Here is a 16,194-nt window from a genome sequence, read left to right on the forward strand (position 1 = left end):
CTGTTGACCCATCATGTCAAAGCGCCTCCAACAAATTCGTTGCCTTCAACATAGGCGACCCGAACCAATTTGCCAGCGGGTTTTTCAACAGAATCGCTGCGAAGCGGTCTTGCGCCGGGAAAAGAGGGAATTCGAAAGCCAACGTTCCGAGGTCAAGTCGGCTCCGTACCCTGGGGAGAAGCGGCGTTCCCGGAAGAGCAGACCGATTCTTGAACCCGGAGCAAATTGGAGGCTCGCAATCAACGCGGCGTCTTCGGCAGGGCGAACCAGGCTTCGAAACCAAGCGCACCCAGACGAGGGTTGGGGCTGCCCGGTACCAAGGTGTCGTCCTTCAGTTCGGCCCCGAAGTAGCGCGCATGCGCGTCCGGCACCACAGTGCGCGGATCGTTCGATGCCTTCAGGAAACGCTGCACCAGATCCGACAGCCGCACACGCTCCGGCCCCGCGATCTCGACGATGGCGTTCTGCGGCGTGCTGGCCGTGTAGTCGGCGACCGCATCCGCCACATCGTCCGAGGCAATTGGCTGCACGAAGGCGGGGGACAGGTGCACCTTGTCGCCATTCACCCCCGATTGCGCGATCGAACCCAGGAATTCGAAGAACTGGGTCGAGCGAACGAGGGTGTATGGAATCTTCGACTCGCGGATCAGCGTCTCCTGAACGATCTTGGCCCGGAAGTAACCGCTCTCCGTGAGCCGGTCAGTGCCGACAACCGAGAGGGCCAGGTGGTGCTTCACGCCGGCCTTCGCTTCTGCCGCCAGCAGGTTCTGCCCCGAGGTGCGGAAGAAGTCCATCACCGCCTTGTCCTCGAACGATGGCGAGTTGGCCACGTCCAGAACTACCTGCGCGCCGGCGAGCGCCTCGTCGAGGCCCTCGCCTGTGAGCGTGTCGACGCCCGATGCCGGCGACGCGGACAGCACGTCATGTCCACGCGCGCGCAGCCTTGCGACGGTCTTGGACCCAATGAGGCCGGAGCCTCCGATGACGACGATCTTCATGATGATGTTCCTTTCGATGTGCTTCAGGAGAGCTTCGCCTTGTCAAGGCCGAGAACCTTGTCGGACGAGCCGGGCACGCTCTTGAAGCCGACGTTCAGACGACTCCATGCGTTGGTTGACATCACGAGGAAGGAGAGGTCCGAGATTTCCTTCTCCGAGAGTTGCGTGCGCACGCGGTCGTAGATGTCGTCGGGAACGCCCTGCTCGGGCAGCTTCGTCAGCGCCTCGGTCCATGCGAGTGCGGCGCGCTCCCGCGGAATGAATAGCGTGGAATCGCGCCACGCAGCGAGGTGGTAGAGCCGCAGTTCTCGCTCGCCATGGATCCTGGCCTGCTTGACGTGCATGTCGAGGCAGAAGGTGCAGCCATTGAGTTGCGAAGTGCGGATGGCCACCAGGTCGCGGATCGATTCCTCGATGGCGCCCTCCTTGATTGCGTTGAGGAACTCGACGAACTTCTTGAACAGTTCCGGGGACTGCTCCGCATAGTTGATACGTTGGGTCATGACTTAACTCCTGGATGGAACGGCTTGCGGGAACCGCGAAGCGGAATCGATGCTAGGTTTGAGGACTCCATCCGGGTAGCCATTCGCGCGTGCTCACGATGTTGAGCGCAACGCAACAATCGACGGCATGCCTGCATGCGATCACATCAGGATGTCGTTGACGGGTTGCGGCACCTGCGGCAGTACGGACTCACCGGCAAGCGCCATCAACTCGCGCTCGATACGCTTCGAGATGTGCGTGATAGGGACGTCGTTGGCGCTGCCTTCGAAGGGGTTCTCGGTGCTCTCCCCCACCTGATCCAGTGCGGCGTACATCCATGAGATGGTGGCGCTGAACGGCACCACGAGCCACACCATGTAGCCTTGCATGAGGCCGGTGATGCCCTCGTTGAGCTTGTCGAACTCCTTCAGCAACCCGAAAGGCAGCAAGGCACAGAACGCCCAGACGAAGATCGTGTTGATGATCGCGTACTGCCTCGGATAGGGATAGTTCTTGATGCGTTCGGCGCGCCCTTGCTGGTCGATGAACTCTTTCAGTAGCTTGTTCAGCTCGAGGTGATAGGTCGGCGACAGGCGTCTCTCATCCAGAAGGCGTTTCAATGCACGGCCTTGCAGGCAGAGCACAAGCGTCGCCTTGTCTGCGGCATTCGCAACCAGCCGCTGCTCCGCCGGGTGCAGGTGACGCCGCAGTTCGTGCTCGATGGCGGTCTCGTGTTCGGGAATGCGGTACAGGCGACGGTACTCGGCATGCGACGCTTTCGTAAGGGTCTCCCACGGCCTCGGCGTTCTGAGTTCATGCCGCAGGCAGGTGACCCATGCCACATGCCTCGCGAGGAGGTCCCGAACGTCGGCAGGATTCAGTGCGTAGCTGTGCACGCTGGAGCCCCAGAACCGGCTGGTTCCGAGAATGGCGGTCCAGAGTTGTTGCGCCTCGATCGTCCGGCTGTAGGTCTGGACGTTCTTGAAGCCGACGATGAAGGAGGTGGCAGTGCCAAGCAAGCCGACCACGGTGAGCGGCAAGCTCAGCCACTTCAGGCCGAAGACCTGGTAGAGGATTACCGGCACGGCACCCACGCACAGAAGAAGATAGATCTGACGCCGGGTCCAGACGATGAACTCGGTGACCTTGTAGGACTTTCCCAGGTGCATGGCGGTCGTGTGGTGTGAGATGCGGGCCGCGCCACTAGACCCGAAGTCCCATGCTTTTCATGGCAGCAAGCACCTCGCGCGGCTCGGCACGTTTGCGAATGTCTTCTTCGATGAATGCGAAGCGGATCTTCCCTGCGGTGTCGATCACGTAGGTGGCGGGCACCGGGAGCACCCACTGCCCGTTGCCATTGAGCACCGGGATGTCGGTGCCGATGCTTGGGTGCAGGATCGCCGGCGCGCCTGGCGCGTGCCGCGATTCCGGTGGCATCGAAGACCTCGTCGGCCTCGCTGGGCTCATCGTGACCGTTCTTTAGGAGGTTCATGCGGCAGATCGTAGGAAGCCACCCCCCGATGCAGAAGACATGTGCAATCGCGCACTGCGTTGACGGAGACGCACCAATGGCCCCAATGTCCCCGCATTGGATAGGGTCCTCCGCTAGACTCGACGGCCTTCGCGGATCATCGCCCCATGGAGCCACCGCACACAGCGCAAGCCGAACCCACACAAGCGCCGACCGACACCTGTTGGCGCTTCGGCTCGTTCGTCTTGTGGGAAGCGCAGCGGCGTATCGAGCAACAGGGTGAGGCCGTGCGCCTGGGCTCCAGGTCCTTCGACCTTCTTCTGCAACTGATCAAACGGCCCGGCGAAGTGGTCAGCAAGGAGGACTTGCTGGCCACGGTCTGGGCCGGCGTCGTCGTCGAAGAGGCCAGCGTGCGCGTCCACATGTCCACGCTTCGCAAGGCATTGGGCGAGCCGGAGGACGCGCAGGAGTGCAAAGAATGGATCTCCAACATTCCACTGCGCGGCTACCGTTTCAACGGCCGGGTCTATCGCGAAGCGACGCCCCCCACTGTCGCGGACAGGCAGGTGCCGTCCGATGTGAATTTCACGAAGCTGCCAGTTCGCCTCACCCGACTGATCGGGCGCGAGGCCGACGTGGAGCGCATCCACCAGGCGCTCGGGATCGGTCGGCTCGTGACCGTCGTCGGCACTGGCGGCATCGGCAAGACGAGCGTCGCGATCCGTGCGGCGGAGTGCCTCGAACAGCAGAAGGCTTCCCGGATCGCCTTTGTCGATCTGTCGCCTCTGGCGTCCGGCGACCGCGTGCTGAGCACCCTGGCCCGAGCACTGAGCGTGACTACCGATATGGGCGACACCATGCAAGCGGTCGTCATGCGCCTTGCCGGCCTGGATGCGCTTCTGCTCATCGACAACTGCGAGCATGTGGTGGACACCGTGGCGCCGCTTGTGTCCAGGCTGCTGTCCGAGCTTCCGCAGTTGCGCATTCTCGCGACAAGCCGGGAAGCAATGCGGGTCCAGGGAGAGCACGTGCTGCGCCTCTCTCCTCTCGCCGTTCCGGATGAGGACGACGTGGGTTTCTCAGAGGCAATGCGTGCACCGGCCGTCGAACTCCTCGTCGAACGAGCCGCCGCTGCGGGCTCGCGCGTGTTCGGCGAATCGGATGGCTCCGCCCTGGCAAAGATCGCTCGACAGATCGATGGCATCCCCCTGGCGATCGAGCTGGTGGCCGCGCGCCTGGGCGTTCAGCCCATCGGCGACTTGGCCCTGCGGCTGAACGACCACATGCGGCTCTACTCCATGGACAAGCGGGCCCTGCTCGCACGCCACACGACGCTCGCCGCCACCCTGGAATGGAGCGCGACGCTGCTGACACCTGACGAGCTGAAACTGTTCCGGCGGCTTTCGGTCTTCCGCGGCCGCTTCGACGTGGAGTCCGCGCTGAGCGTGGCGCAGAGCGACATGGACGGTGAGCTGGCCTTCGACGCGCTGATCTCGCTCGCGAACAAATCGCTGGTCTCCTTCGACAACAACGACGCGATCGCGCCGTACCGGCTCCTCATCACGACCCGCAGCTATGCGGCCGCTCTGCTGGCGGCGAGCGACGAACGCCCGGCCATGATCCGCCGGCATGCCGCACTCATGCTCGATCTGATGAAGACGGCGCGCACGCAATTGCACGAACTGGGCGAGCAGGCGTGGCTCGGCAGGTACGCGTTCCGGCTGGACGACGTGCGCCTTGCGATCGAGATGTGCCTGACGGAACAGCTCGATACCAAGTTCGCCACGTCGCTGATCACCGCTTCCGCTCTGTTGTGGTTCCAGGTGTCGCAAGTCGCGGAATATCGCGACTGGGTCCGGGCCACGCTCGCGCTGGTCGACAGACAGCCCCATCCGGACATCGAGACCGCCGCCTCGTTGAACACCGCACTGGTGAGCGCGTTGCTGAGCACCGGCGCGCCCAGCGACGAAAGCAGCGAGGCATGCGATCGCGCGCTGGCCGGCGCCCTGGCCGTGAAGATGCGGATCCCGGAACTGCATGCGCGCTGGGGTCGCTGCACGCACGACATGTTCCGCGGTGAGTACCTGGCGGCACTGCGCAACAGCGAGATCCTCGAATCGGTCGTGCAATCCTGGGACGACCCGCCGGCACTCATCCTCTCGCACCGCGTCAGCGCCATGGCGAATCACTTCTGCGGCAGCTTCGCGCTTTCGAGGAAGCACAGCGAAGCGGCACTGGGCCTTTCCGGCCCCTTCGGTCGAACGGCCGTCACCGCGGTGGTCGGGCCCGAAGACGTCGTCGCAGCCAAGGCCGTGCTGTGCAAGACGCTGTGGCTGCAAGGGCAAACCGTGAAGGCGCTGGAAGCAGCCAGCGACGCCGTCTCGCGCGCGGAGGCGACCGGCAACTCCGTGTCGCTGTGCGCTGCGTTGTACGGGAGTTGCGCCGTCGCACTGTGGAGTGGCGAACTGGAACTGGCCCGCAGGTGGATTCCACGGATGATGGAAGAGGCCCGTCGCAAGGGCCTGGAGGGTTGGTACCGATACGCGGAATGGTTCAGCCAGGGCCTCCAGCTGCGTCTCGCAACGGATCCGCAGCTTCATGTCTGCGGGGTCCGGGAAAAACTCGCAGGCTACGACGCACCCCACAAGGAGATGCTCCTGACCTTCTGCGTCAACTGGCTCGACGATGAGATCATTGCCCGGATCGAAAGGGGCGAAGGCCTGTGGTGCGCGGCCGAAGCCTGGCGTGCCGCCGGTTGGCGCGAGGAACAGCGCGACAGGCTGCCCGCGGCCGGGGATTTCTACCTTCGCGCGATCGATCTCGCCCGGCAACAGGGCGCGCTGAGTTGGGAGCTTCGTGCAGTCACCAGCCTCGCCAGACTGGGACAGCGCCTGGGCAAGCGGGATCGGGCCGCCGGCAGGTTGGCGGAAATCTGCGAGCGCGCCGCCGCGGCCGGCAGCGAAGGCCCGGAACTCGACGAAGCCCGCGCCCTGCGTCTCCAGCTCACGTGTCCCTGAGCCGATAACAAACCTTGACAGGCATTAACTGGCCTCCACTGGCCGGTGCGCGCAGAGTGCATGCCATGTCAATATCCTTACTGTCTCCTTCCTCGATCGCGTCGCCGACGGTGCACGCCGATCCACTTGCATCCAGCTTCGCCACGACCTATGCGGGCGTTGTCGCCTTCATCGCCGTGGTGGCCGAGGGCAGCTTCGCGCGCGCGGCGGACCGGCTCGGCATCGGCCGCTCCGCAGTGAGCCGCAGCGTGCAGCGACTGGAAGACCAACTCAACGTGCGACTGTTCCAGCGCACCACGCGCAGCACGACCTTGACTCGCGAGGGCGACATGTTCTATGCGAGTTGCCACACGGGTGTCGACCGGATCGTGCAGGCGGTGGAGGAAATGAAAGACCTGCGCGCAGGACCACCGCGCGGGCACTTGCGCATCAGCGCCGCGGCCGGCTTCGGCCGCAGGGTGGTTGCACCGCTCCTCTGCGAATTCCAGCGCGCCTATCCCGAGGTCACGATCGACCTGTCCCTCGGCAACAAGCCTGCGGATTTCATCGCGGACCGCATCGACATCGAATTTCGCAACGGGCGCATCGAGGACGCGCAGATCATCGCCAGGCAGATCATCCCCATGCAGATGCTGGTCTGCGCTTCCCCGGCCTACCGGCAGGCGCACGGACTGCCCGCCACGGTCGAGGCTTTGGCGCAGCACCAATGCATCAACTTCCGGCACACCTCGGGACGGATCTCGGAATGGGAGTTCAAGGTGGATGGCGAGCTTCGCAAGTTTCTGCCAAAAGCCAGGCTCACCTACAACGACTCGGACCTAGTGCTGCAGGCGGTACTCGACGGCCAGGGCATCGCCCAGTTGCCCGGCTACATGATCTGCCATGCGATGCGCAGTGGCGCGCTCGTGGCCTGCCTTGCAGATCATGCGCCCGACGATCGCGGCCACTACATCTGCTACCTGAGCCGGCAGCATCTGCCCACACGCATGCGCGCCTTCATCGACTTCATGGTCGAGAAGATCCGGGCCGCCGATCTTCAGTGCGCGGCCGAACCCGAGTTGCAGGCCGCCTGATCGTTGCACGGCTACCGGCATTGGTGCCCGCCGAACAACAGGTTGAGTCCCCCCTCGGATCTACCGCGCGCGGGGACGCAAACCTACGATGAACCCGTCACTTTCAACACAGAGGACTCTCATGACCCAAGCACATATTCCTGCGCGCCGCCGCAGCCTTCTGCTCGGCGGCGCTGCTCTCGCCACCGGCGCAATGACCGCATTGACGGAAGGCACGGCCAACGCCGCCACTTCTTCCCCCGCATCCCAACCCAACAGGAGTTCCCGCATGACCAGCAGCACCATCACCACCAAGGACGGCACGCAGATTTACTACAAGGACTGGGGCGATGGCCCCGTGGTCACGTTCTCGCACGGCTGGCCGCTCAATGCCGACGCGTGGGACGGGCAGATGCACTTCCTCGCGCGCAACGGCTTCCGCGTCATCGCCCATGACCGGCGCGGCCACGGACGGTCCACGCAGTCTTCCTCGAACAACGACATGAACGGCTATGCCGACGATCTGGCGGCCCTGTTCGAGGCGCTGGACCTGAAGAAGGTCACCATGGTCGGGCACTCGACGGGCGGCGGCGAGGTGGTGCGCTACCTCGGGCGGCATGGCACGAAGCGCGTGGCCAAAGCCGTTCTGATCGGCGCGGTGCCGCCGGTGATGGTGAAGTCGGCATCGAACCCCGAAGGACTTCCGATGCAGGCCTTCGACGACATCCGTGCCGGCGTCGCAGCGGACCGCTCGCAGTTCTACAGGGACCTCGCGATGCCGTTCTATGGCGCCAACCGCGCGGGCGCGAAGGTCTCGCAGGGCATCCTCGACCAGTTCTGGCTCTGGAGCATGCAAAGCGGTCAGAAGAACGCCTACGAGTGCGTCAAGGCCTTCTCGGAGACCGACTTCACCGAAGACCTGAAGCGCATCGACGTGCCCACGCTCTTCATGCACGGCGAGGACGACCAGATCGTGCCGGTGCACGATTCCGCAAAAAAGGCCGCGAAGCTGGTCAAGGGCGCCAAGGAGATCTACTACCCCGGCGCGCCGCACGGCCTTACCGCGACCATGCAGGACAGGGTCAACGCGGATCTGCTCGCCTTCCTGAGCGGCACTGCCTGAGTGGGGATGAACCGCACGCGACCGAGCCATGCTTCACCTGTTGCTCCAGACCACCATTGAAGACGTGCCGGACGACTGGAACGTTTCGCGCTTCAGTCTTCTGAGTACCTTCCTGCGCGAATTGCAGGACGAGCATGGCCGACCGCTGTTTCGCGTGACGGCGCGCAATCGCACTCGCCGCGGCGCGCCGGACCCAATGCTGTCGACGCTCGATGAATCGGACGTCGACCAGCTCTGGCTTCTGGGCGTCGACAACGGCGACGGCCTCACGGCCGACGATTGCGCGGGCATCACCCGCTTCCGCCGCGCCGGCGGATCGCTTCTGATCACGCGCGACCACATGGACCTCGGCAGTTCGCTCCTGCACCTTGCCGACATCGGTGCAGCGCATCACTTTCACAGCCGCAACTGCGAGGCTGACCAGAGCCGGCAATGCATCGACAACCCCAACAGTCCCGGCATCTCCTGGCCCAACTACCACTCCGGCGCCAACGGAGACTACCAGCGGGTGTGGTCGGTGGGGAGCATCCATCCGGTCATGCGCGACAGGCACTCGTCCAGCGGCGTCATCCAGTACCTGCCCGCGCATCCGCATGAAGGAGCGGTGAGTGCGCCGCCGGACGATCCGAGCAGCCGCGTGATCATGGAGGGCAGGAGTTCGGCCACCGGCCGGCGCTTCAACATCGCGGTCGCCTTCGAACGATCCCACCAGGGCGGGCGCGTCATCGCGCAATCGACCTTCCATCACTTCGCCGACTACAACTGGGACCCGGCCGCCGGCTGCCCATCCTTCGTGATCGAGCCTGCCGGTTCCGGCATGGCGCGGTTCGCGGAGGCGCTTCGATCGACCCGGCAGTACGTGCGCAACGTCTCGCTCTGGCTCGGCTCGTAGTCTTTTCCAAAGGAGATTCAAATGTCACATCCCATCCGGATCACATCGCCGGAAGGCACCTTCGCGGCGTACGTCGCCGAACCCAAGAACACGCCCGCGCCCGCGCCGGCGATCGTCGTCATCCACGAGGTCTTCGGCGTCAACGCCGACCTGCGCCAGACCTGCGATGAACTGGCTGCGCAAGGCTATCTCGCGATCTGCCCGGACCTCTTCTGGCGCATCGAGCCCGGCATAGCCCTGACGGACCAAACCGAAGCTGAGCGCATCAAGGCAACGGCGCTCTACGCTGCCTTTGACCTCGACGCCGGAGTGCGGGACATCGCAGCCGCCATCGAGACCGTGCGGAAGGTGCCGCAGTGCACGGGCAGGGTCGGCGTGGTCGGCTACTGCCTCGGCGGATTGTTGAGTTACCTGACGACCGCACGTGTCGGCGCCGATGCCGCCGTGGCCTACTACCCCGGCAACGCCGACAAGCATCTGGAAGAGGCGGCGGGCGTGAACAGTCCTCTGATCGTTCACCTCGCAGAAGAAGACGAATACATCGGCAAGCCCGCACAACGGCAGATCCGCGAGGCGTTCGCGTACCGGCCGACGGTGGAAGTCTTCAGCTATCCCGGATGCGGGCACGCCTTTGCGCGGCACCACGGCATCGCCTATGACGCCGCGGCCGCCGCACTGGCGAACGAACGGACCCGCGACTTTCTGCAACTGCATCTGAAGCGGGCCTGATCGCCCTCGCGGGCGATGCGCGACTCACTCCAGTGGGTCGCGCGAGGGGGGCGTGCGCATGCCGACCGACATGCGGTTCCACGCGTTGATGGAGGCGATGGTCCAACTCAGCTCCACGATCTCCTGGTCGCTGTAGTGCGCCTTCAGTTCCTCGAATGCGGCGTCATGGTCATAGTGATGGTCGGGCAACTGGGTCAGGACCTCGGTCCAGTTGAGCGCGGCGCGCTCGCGGTCGTCGTAGAAGTCCACCTCGCGCCAGGTCTGGAGACTGTTCAGGCGCTGCCAGCTCTCGCCGTGCTTGCGCAACGTACGCGCATGCATGTCGAGGCAGAACGCGCACCCATTGATCTGGGAGGCGCGCGTCTGAACGAGTTCCATCAGCGCGGGGCCGAGGGAGGACTTGGCAATTGCGCCATTGACCGAAGCCATTGCCTGGTAGGCCTTGGGCGCGATCTGAGTCCACGGCAGTCTGGGTTGATTCATGAGTTTCTCCTGGTGGTGGGTTGAAAGAGCGCAGCCGGCCTCAACGGCCTTCCTGCACCGGAATGAAGAACTGGGCGTTCTTCGGCTTGATCAGCGTGACGATGAACTTCGCGGGTTTGCTGTTGCTCGCGTTGCGGCCGACCGTATGGATGTCCCCGGGCCCTTCATAGAAGGTCTGCCCCTTGGTGAGCGTGACTTCGTTGCCGCCTTTGAGCCCCATCACGATGGTTCCCTCGAGGACGTAGACGAAGGCATGCGCGTCGTGCCGGTGGACGGGATCGACCGCGCCCGGGGGATAGTCGACGCTGATCGTCAGCACCTCCTTGCCGGGTATGTCGGGCAGGTCGTGCGTCATGAGTTCCTTGACGACGGCCTGGGGCGCCGCGGCCGCATGCTGTGCGAGCAGCACGCCGCAGGCCAGGAGCAGTTGTCTTGCTGTGTTTCGGTTGGAGAACATCGACTTCATCCTTCAGCGAGTGCTGGTAGTGGTGGTGTCGACAGATCCTATGAACCGACCGCCACGTCAGGTAGACATGCCAAAGGGAGCACGGTGTTGCTGGCTGCGCACCAGTTCGGTTGTCGCCCCGAGGACAACATTCCAGTGCCCGCCAGCCAGCTTCCGGGGCCTATGGCGTCCACCTAGCATCGAGGCATCGATCCACCGATCCACCGATCCACCGATCACGAGGTGAGCAGATGAACCAGACGATCCTTGCGCAAGAGAACGCAGCCTTCAAAGGAAGCGGCGGCGTCAGCGCCAACAACAGGTCCTTGGGATTTCGCCCCGCGTTTCGCAACAACGAGACCGGCCTCATCTATGCGTCACGCTTCGCAGATGGGAGGCTCGCGCCGATTCACCTGATCGATGGCCTGCCCGACGAAGTGGTCATCGCGCGATCGGCCTCAGGCCGGGTCATCTTGGTGAAGCCGTCGGTGCAGGCAGGATTCACCCTGGACGGCGACTTCTACGATCGCGAGCAGGCGGCATGCAAAAGCCGCCAGGACGCGGCAAGATGTCGAACTTCGGTTTCCTGACGCAAACCCTCCTCCGACACGATGGCCAGAACAGGAAGAACCGGCTTCGCTGCCGGACTCGCATTCACGGTGGCATTGGCCTCGGCCTTCGCGGCACATGGACAGGAGGGCCCGCTCGATCCGGACACCGGGCTTCCGGTTTCGAAGCCGTTCAAGTTTCCGGAACTCGGCGTGATGAAGCCGTTCTGGGCTCGCCGCATTACCGGCTACATGACGACTGCCGACGGAGCGCGACTGCGCTATAGCGCGCTTCTGCCCAAGAACACGGGCAGGTTCCCGACGGTGCTCACACTCAACGGCTATGACGCCGGATCGATCGGAACCACGCCCTACCTGAAGTACAGGACCTCCATGTCGGTGGATCTGGACAAGCGGCTGGTGGAAGCGGGCTACGCGGTGATGGGCGTGAACACGGCCGGCACCGGCTGCTCCGACGGCAGGCTGGAGTACACGCGGCCTCAACTAGGTCAGCATGGTGCCGAGGCCGTCGAGTTCGCTGCCGTGCAGCCTTGGTCCGATGGCAAGGTCGGCATGGTGGGCGCGTCGTACAGCGGGTCGTCCCAGGTCGCAACGGCGCAGAATCGACCGCCGCACCTGCGCGCCATCGTTCCCGGCATGGTGCTGACCGACTACCGCGACGCCATTGCGCCTGGCGGCGTGCCCGCACCGGGGTTCCTGACGCCGTTTCGCGTCGTCTTTCGCGGCTACTGGAGTGACATCGTCGCGCAGGCCGCGGAGGAAGAAGGGGATACGCAATGCCTGCAGCAGATCGTGAGGAACCTCGCGGCCGAGGAATCGAACTCGGTGATGCATCTGCCGGTGGCGCACCCCTTGCGCGACGACTACATGAACAGCTTCGACCTCGCGCGCAATGCGGATCGCATCCAGGTGCCGGTGCTGTCGGTCGAGGCCTTCCAGGATCAGGCGATCACGCCGCGCAGCAGCCACTATCAGGCCCGGCTGGACCCGGACAAGCTATGGCTGTTCCAGACGAACGGGCGGCACGACATGTACTTCGCCGCGGCCTTCCAGGCTATGGCAATCCGCTTTCTCGACCGCTTCGTCAAGGGGCAGGACAACGGCTTCGAGCGCGACACACCACGCACGACCGTGTGGATGGAGACCTTCGAGACCGGCGACAGCGTGCTCGAACGCCGCGCGTCGCCGCAGCCGCGCTGGACGGTGCACAAGCCCACGGTCAAGCCGTCCGATCTCGTTGTGAAGGAGTACCACCTGGCGCCGGGCGGCGTGCTTTCCGATGGCGTTTCGCCGGGTGCCGCCGATGGGTTCGACTACCCGGGCGCCGGCGTCGCAGTCAATGACGTCGCGGGCACCACCTTCTGGGGGCCGCTGCCCGCCGACTGGAAGAAGACGAGCCTTGCCTACACCTCGGCGCCGCTCGAGCGCGACATGTTGGTGTATGGGCCCGGCAGCGCGGACCTCTGGGTCACGGCCAACGCCGGTGATGCGGACATCCAGGTCACCGTGACCGAGCTTCGTCCCGATGGCCAGGAGACCTATGTGCAGCGCGGATGGCTGCGCCTGTCGAATCGAACGCTCGACACGGCGCGATCGACGCCGCTCCTGCCAGTGCATTCGGAGCAACCCGAGCATCTCAGCCCGGTGCTGCCCGGCCGACCGACCTTCGCGCGCGTGGAGATCAACAAGATGGGCCACTATTTCCGCAAGGGCTCGCGGCTTCGCATCTGGATCGACACGCCCTCGCAGACCGGCGGCCTCGTCTTCGACAACTTCACACAGGCGCAGCGCGTGCATGTGCTGCATACCACCAGATACGACTCCATCGTGCGGTTCGGCCTGCTCCAGGACGTCAGCGGACCGGCCGCATATCCAGAGTGCGGGAAGACGCTGATGCAGCCGTGTCGACCTGATCCCCTGACCGGCCATTGACTCGAGGGGCGCAGGAACGCGATGCACTACAACCCTGCACTCGATGGCGTTCGCGCCCTGTCGATCCTCGCGGTCGTGCTCTTCCACTCCAACGTGCCGGGCGCCGGCGGCGGGTTCGCCGGGCTGGACATGTTCTTCGTCCTCTCCGGCTTCCTGATCACGTCGCTGCTGGCCGACGAGTACCGGCAAGCCGGGGACATCCGCATCGGCCGCTTCTACGCCCGGCGGGCGCTCAGGCTCTACCCCACCCTGCTGCTCATGCTGGCGGCCTATATCGGGCTGGCACCGATCGTGTGGCCGACCGAGAACCGATGGATGAGTGCCTCGCTCTCCGCGCTCTACGTCATGGACTACGCGATGGCATTCATCCGGAATCTTCCACCTACCGTCGCGCATACCTGGTCGCTGGGGGTCGAGGAGAAGTTCTACCTGCTATGGCCGCTCCTGCTTCCGCTCGTGCTGCGCACGCGGCGCCCGGTGGCATGGCTGGTCGCGGCCTTCGTGGCAGTGACCGCGTGGCGCTATTTCGTCGCGCTCAACTGGGGATGGCGGCAGGCCTACTTCAGCTTCGACACGCGCATGAGCGGCATCCTGCTGGGTGCGATCGCGGCGCTGGCCCGGCCCAAGGTGTCAGGTGGTTCCGTCGCGGTGGCCAGCGTTGCGCTGGCCTTCGCCATCGCAATGCCATTCATGCCATCGCTGCCGCTCCATCGCGAGGTCGAGGCAGTGACGCTGTCGATCACGCTTGCGGAGCTTTGCTCCTTCCTCCTGATCTGCCATGTCGCGGATCACGCGCACAGCCGCTTTCTCGCTTCGCGGCCGATGGTCTACATCGGCCGCCTTTCCTACGGGATCTTCATCTGGCACTTTCCGCTCGTCTTCACGCTCAGGAAGTTGGGCACACCGGTCTGGATCACGTTGACCTGCGGCATCGCCTTTTCATTCGCCATGGCCGCGATCTGCCTGCACCTGGTGGATATGCCCATCAAGCGATGGCGCGAAAGAGCATGGCCTCTCAGCCGGCTTGCGGGATCAGCTCCACCCATCCAGTCTGACCCTTGACTCGCGCGATCCATTCGCCAATGGAAGGAAATCGGTCCATCTCGTAGCCACCTTCGGAAGCCAGCGAGACGTAGGCGAAAACTGCCGTGTCTGCAACCGTATAGCGCTCTTCGACCAGCCAGGTTCGCCCGTCCAGCCATCCTTCCAGCATCTCGAGGGCCGCGTAACCCTCGGCATGAAAGCGCTGGATCTCCTGTTCTCTGCCGCTAGTGAGGCCACGCAAATGCCATACGCGCGGTATCGCGATCGGCTTCTGCAAGTCGGCCTGCTCAAAGAAAAGCCAACTCGTCACCTGCGCGCGAACGAACGGATCGTCCGGGAGGTAGGGCGTGCCCTGCGCCAGATAAAGCAGGATCGCGCCGGACTCCACGATCGTCTGGCCGTTGTCGAGTTGGAGGACGGGAACGCGTGCGAAACGGCTGAGCTTGCGAAACGCCGGATCCTGCGTTTCATGCTTGACGAGATCGAGCGTGATGCGCTCATACGGCAGCCCGAGCTGGCTCAGCAGGATTCGCACCTTCCACGAATTCCCGGACAACCGACTGTCATAGAGGCGAAGCATCCATTGGCTCCAACATTGACTGCGCGCCGCGATTTTCCCACCACGAAGGTGGGATGGCGAGATCAAGGCCGGAGCCCAAGGCCCGCTTGCTGCAATCAATGCATGAGCGCATCCATGGGTCTGGAGTGCGGCAAGCTCCGCACCGAGGCTTCGATCGCCTCCTCGTACAGCGAAGGCCGCTGGACCAGCGCATCGAAATACCGCGTGACGTTCGGGAGGTCGTCCCACAAAGACGCCAGCCCGAGATAGGCCACGCGAACGAGATTGACACCCCAGACCACGTCACCGAGAGAAAAGGCGCTTCCCATCAGGTACGGCGACTGCCCATCCAGGTCACGGTCGAGATCCTCGAGCAGCTTGCGCGTATGGAGGCGAGCGGCGCGCTGGAACTCCGCGTCCCGTCGCCTTGGCAGGCCGCCGCTTTCCTTCGTGATCTTCGCGCGGTAGGCCGCGACGAGTTCGGGCTCCCCGGCATTGGCGGCGATCAATCCCTCCAGCACCCGGATCTTGTATTCGTACACCGTCTCCATCACCGACTTGAGTGCCTCCGGCCGCATGTCGGCATCCGGATGGAAGCCATAGAGCAGCGCGGTATTCGGAATCCTGTCGACGATCCCTGCCTGGCGCATCACTTCGGCAATCGCTTCGGGGGCGTTCGGCACGAGCTGGATCGCCTCGCGGGATGTCGAATCGAGGTACGCGCAGATCCGCAGCGAATCCGCGATCACACGACCCGCCTGGTGATCGACGAGCAACGGAACGACGCAAGGGTCGAAGCCTTCAGTTTCCACCGACGTCCGCCCGCTGTAGCCCTTGACGAACTCCCGACCCAGCTCGCGACAGGCGACCAGCCGCAGACGGACCTAGGCAGGGCTGTAGTGTTCGGCCGGCACAAGCCCTTCGGCGCCCATCGAACTCAGGATGAGCATGTCGTTCGATCGATAGGGCAATCGCTTCTCGTGGAGCACAGCCCGCACCTTCTGCGAGCACAGCGAGCTCGCAGCATGGAACAGCTCGAAGCGAGGGTTCGCGAAATCGCCCACGATGGTCGAGCGAGCCGGATCCACCATCGCCGCGCGAGCGGCTGTCGCCATCTTCATCAACGACTCGTCACTCGACATCGAATCGCTCTTGCTTGCGTCGCTCTTGATTGCATTCACGGCAGCTACTCCATCAGGTCCTGGCAAAGATTCCAGTAGAAGTTCGAGACACGCGTCTCTCGGCGACCGACTCTAGGCACATCCACATCCACGGTGAAGCCTGCAGTTCTTGCACGCACGGTTCGAGGACGCCGAACGATCTCACCGCATGCCGTCGTCCATATCGCTGGACGCTGTGTCCTGCAAAGGACAGCAGACGACGGACGCTCATTGGCA

17 protein-coding genes are annotated in these 16,194 nt (G+C 64.1%); 8 read left to right on the forward strand and 9 right to left on the reverse strand.

Going from position 1 to position 16,194, the window contains the following annotated elements; genetic code table 11:
• Positions 1-239 precede the first annotated feature (239 nt).
• From FHW64_RS29745 to FHW64_RS29760, 4 genes are all read right to left on the reverse strand, one after another.
• Positions 240-998: an SDR family oxidoreductase gene (locus FHW64_RS29745; protein ID WP_184532124.1), complete on the reverse strand. Its 759-nt coding sequence runs from the start codon at positions 996-998 to the stop codon at positions 240-242.
• Between the two features lie 23 nt (positions 999-1,021).
• Positions 1,022-1,501, reverse strand: coding sequence for a carboxymuconolactone decarboxylase family protein (locus FHW64_RS29750; protein WP_184532126.1), 480 nt, complete (start codon positions 1,499-1,501; stop codon positions 1,022-1,024).
• Positions 1,502-1,642: 141 nt separating this feature from the next.
• Positions 1,643-2,650, reverse strand: a complete 1,008-nt coding sequence (locus FHW64_RS29755; protein ID WP_184532128.1) for a bestrophin family protein — start codon at positions 2,648-2,650, stop codon at positions 1,643-1,645.
• Positions 2,651-2,684: 34 nt separating this feature from the next.
• Complete coding sequence (locus tag FHW64_RS29760) at positions 2,685-2,918, reverse strand: hypothetical protein (protein WP_260306477.1); 234 nt, start codon at positions 2,916-2,918, stop codon at positions 2,685-2,687.
• A 201-nt stretch (positions 2,919-3,119) separates the two neighbouring features.
• Here FHW64_RS29760 and FHW64_RS29765 point away from each other — a divergent pair, with 201 nt between their 5' ends.
• The 5 genes from FHW64_RS29765 to FHW64_RS29785 all read left to right on the forward strand — a co-directional run bounded on the left by FHW64_RS29765 (position 3,120) and on the right by FHW64_RS29785 (position 9,765).
• On the forward strand, positions 3,120-5,969 hold the full coding sequence (locus tag FHW64_RS29765) for a winged helix-turn-helix domain-containing protein (RefSeq protein WP_184532130.1): 2,850 nt from the start codon (positions 3,120-3,122) through the stop codon (positions 5,967-5,969).
• 65 nt (positions 5,970-6,034) lie between these two features.
• Positions 6,035-7,042, forward strand: coding sequence for a LysR family transcriptional regulator (locus FHW64_RS29770; protein ID WP_184532132.1), 1,008 nt, complete (start codon positions 6,035-6,037; stop codon positions 7,040-7,042).
• A gap of 268 nt (positions 7,043-7,310) precedes the next feature.
• A complete protein-coding gene (locus FHW64_RS29775) occupies positions 7,311-8,144 on the forward strand; it encodes an alpha/beta fold hydrolase (RefSeq protein ID WP_260306491.1) in 834 nt (277 codons plus the stop codon).
• A 28-nt stretch (positions 8,145-8,172) separates the two neighbouring features.
• Positions 8,173-9,036, forward strand: coding sequence for a hypothetical protein (locus FHW64_RS29780; protein ID WP_184532136.1), 864 nt, complete (start codon positions 8,173-8,175; stop codon positions 9,034-9,036).
• A 21-nt stretch (positions 9,037-9,057) separates the two neighbouring features.
• Positions 9,058-9,765: a dienelactone hydrolase family protein gene (locus FHW64_RS29785; RefSeq protein ID WP_184532138.1), complete on the forward strand. Its 708-nt coding sequence runs from the start codon at positions 9,058-9,060 to the stop codon at positions 9,763-9,765.
• A 24-nt stretch (positions 9,766-9,789) separates the two neighbouring features.
• Here the strand turns inward: FHW64_RS29785 and FHW64_RS29790 are convergent, their stop codons facing one another.
• Entirely contained in the window at positions 9,790-10,248 is a 459-nt protein-coding gene (locus FHW64_RS29790; RefSeq protein WP_184532140.1) for a carboxymuconolactone decarboxylase family protein, read from the reverse strand.
• Between the two features lie 40 nt (positions 10,249-10,288).
• Positions 10,289-10,705 carry a cupin domain-containing protein gene (locus FHW64_RS29795; RefSeq protein ID WP_184532142.1) on the reverse strand — a complete coding sequence of 139 codons (417 nt, stop codon included), beginning with the start codon at positions 10,703-10,705 and terminating at the stop codon, positions 10,289-10,291.
• A gap of 239 nt (positions 10,706-10,944) precedes the next feature.
• Between FHW64_RS29795 and FHW64_RS29800 the strand changes: the two genes are divergently transcribed.
• Genes FHW64_RS29800 through FHW64_RS29810 form a run of 3 tightly spaced genes read left to right on the forward strand, consistent with a single transcriptional unit; the run spans position 10,945 to position 14,256 of the window.
• Positions 10,945-11,283 (forward strand): hypothetical protein, encoded by a 339-nt coding sequence (locus FHW64_RS29800; RefSeq protein WP_184532143.1) that lies wholly within the window; start codon positions 10,945-10,947, stop codon positions 11,281-11,283.
• Between the two features lie 21 nt (positions 11,284-11,304).
• Positions 11,305-13,194 carry a CocE/NonD family hydrolase gene (locus FHW64_RS29805; RefSeq protein WP_184532145.1) on the forward strand — a complete coding sequence of 630 codons (1,890 nt, stop codon included), beginning with the start codon at positions 11,305-11,307 and terminating at the stop codon, positions 13,192-13,194.
• Positions 13,195-13,215: 21 nt separating this feature from the next.
• Positions 13,216-14,256 carry an acyltransferase gene (locus FHW64_RS29810; protein WP_184532148.1) on the forward strand — a complete coding sequence of 347 codons (1,041 nt, stop codon included), beginning with the start codon at positions 13,216-13,218 and terminating at the stop codon, positions 14,254-14,256.
• Here the strand turns inward: FHW64_RS29810 and FHW64_RS29815 are convergent.
• The 3 genes from FHW64_RS29815 to FHW64_RS34575 form a co-directional block, all read right to left on the reverse strand.
• Positions 14,210-14,818: a glutathione S-transferase family protein gene (locus tag FHW64_RS29815; protein WP_184532150.1), complete on the reverse strand. Its 609-nt coding sequence runs from the start codon at positions 14,816-14,818 to the stop codon at positions 14,210-14,212. The genes FHW64_RS29810 and FHW64_RS29815 overlap by 47 nt on opposite strands.
• A 95-nt stretch (positions 14,819-14,913) precedes the next feature.
• Positions 14,914-15,609, reverse strand: coding sequence for a glutathione S-transferase C-terminal domain-containing protein (locus FHW64_RS34790; RefSeq protein WP_311733396.1), 696 nt, complete (start codon positions 15,607-15,609; stop codon positions 14,914-14,916).
• A 72-nt stretch (positions 15,610-15,681) separates the two neighbouring features.
• Positions 15,682-15,978 (reverse strand): glutathione S-transferase N-terminal domain-containing protein, encoded by a 297-nt coding sequence (locus FHW64_RS34575; protein ID WP_260306478.1) that lies wholly within the window; start codon positions 15,976-15,978, stop codon positions 15,682-15,684.
• Between the last annotated feature and the right edge of the window lie 216 nt (positions 15,979-16,194).

The sequence above is a fragment of the Variovorax sp. Sphag1AA genome (genome assembly GCF_014192575.1).
Lineage (GTDB): Bacteria > Pseudomonadota > Gammaproteobacteria > Burkholderiales > Burkholderiaceae_C > Variovorax.

What these genes read in the sequence shown, in the direction of transcription:
- FHW64_RS29745 (WP_184532124.1), bottom strand. Translation starts at nt 998, where the DNA reads ATGAAGATCGTCGTCATCGGAGGCTCCGGCCTCATTGGGTCCAAGACC.
- FHW64_RS29750 (WP_184532126.1), bottom strand. Translation starts at nt 1,501, where the DNA reads ATGACCCAACGTATCAACTATGCGGAGCAGTCCCCGGAACTGTTCAAG.
- FHW64_RS29755 (WP_184532128.1), bottom strand. Translation starts at nt 2,650, where the DNA reads ATGCACCTGGGAAAGTCCTACAAGGTCACCGAGTTCATCGTCTGGACC.
- FHW64_RS29760 (WP_260306477.1), bottom strand. Translation starts at nt 2,918, where the DNA reads ATGCCACCGGAATCGCGGCACGCGCCAGGCGCGCCGGCGATCCTGCAC.
- FHW64_RS29765 (WP_184532130.1), top strand. Translation starts at nt 3,120, where the DNA reads ATGGAGCCACCGCACACAGCGCAAGCCGAACCCACACAAGCGCCGACC.
- FHW64_RS29770 (WP_184532132.1), top strand. Translation starts at nt 6,035, where the DNA reads ATGTCAATATCCTTACTGTCTCCTTCCTCGATCGCGTCGCCGACGGTG.
- FHW64_RS29775 (WP_260306491.1), top strand. Translation starts at nt 7,311, where the DNA reads ATGACCAGCAGCACCATCACCACCAAGGACGGCACGCAGATTTACTAC.
- FHW64_RS29780 (WP_184532136.1), top strand. Translation starts at nt 8,173, where the DNA reads ATGCTTCACCTGTTGCTCCAGACCACCATTGAAGACGTGCCGGACGAC.
- FHW64_RS29785 (WP_184532138.1), top strand. Translation starts at nt 9,058, where the DNA reads ATGTCACATCCCATCCGGATCACATCGCCGGAAGGCACCTTCGCGGCG.
- FHW64_RS29790 (WP_184532140.1), bottom strand. Translation starts at nt 10,248, where the DNA reads ATGAATCAACCCAGACTGCCGTGGACTCAGATCGCGCCCAAGGCCTAC.
- FHW64_RS29795 (WP_184532142.1), bottom strand. Translation starts at nt 10,705, where the DNA reads ATGTTCTCCAACCGAAACACAGCAAGACAACTGCTCCTGGCCTGCGGC.
- FHW64_RS29800 (WP_184532143.1), top strand. Translation starts at nt 10,945, where the DNA reads ATGAACCAGACGATCCTTGCGCAAGAGAACGCAGCCTTCAAAGGAAGC.
- FHW64_RS29805 (WP_184532145.1), top strand. Translation starts at nt 11,305, where the DNA reads ATGGCCAGAACAGGAAGAACCGGCTTCGCTGCCGGACTCGCATTCACG.
- FHW64_RS29810 (WP_184532148.1), top strand. Translation starts at nt 13,216, where the DNA reads ATGCACTACAACCCTGCACTCGATGGCGTTCGCGCCCTGTCGATCCTC.
- FHW64_RS29815 (WP_184532150.1), bottom strand. Translation starts at nt 14,818, where the DNA reads ATGCTTCGCCTCTATGACAGTCGGTTGTCCGGGAATTCGTGGAAGGTG.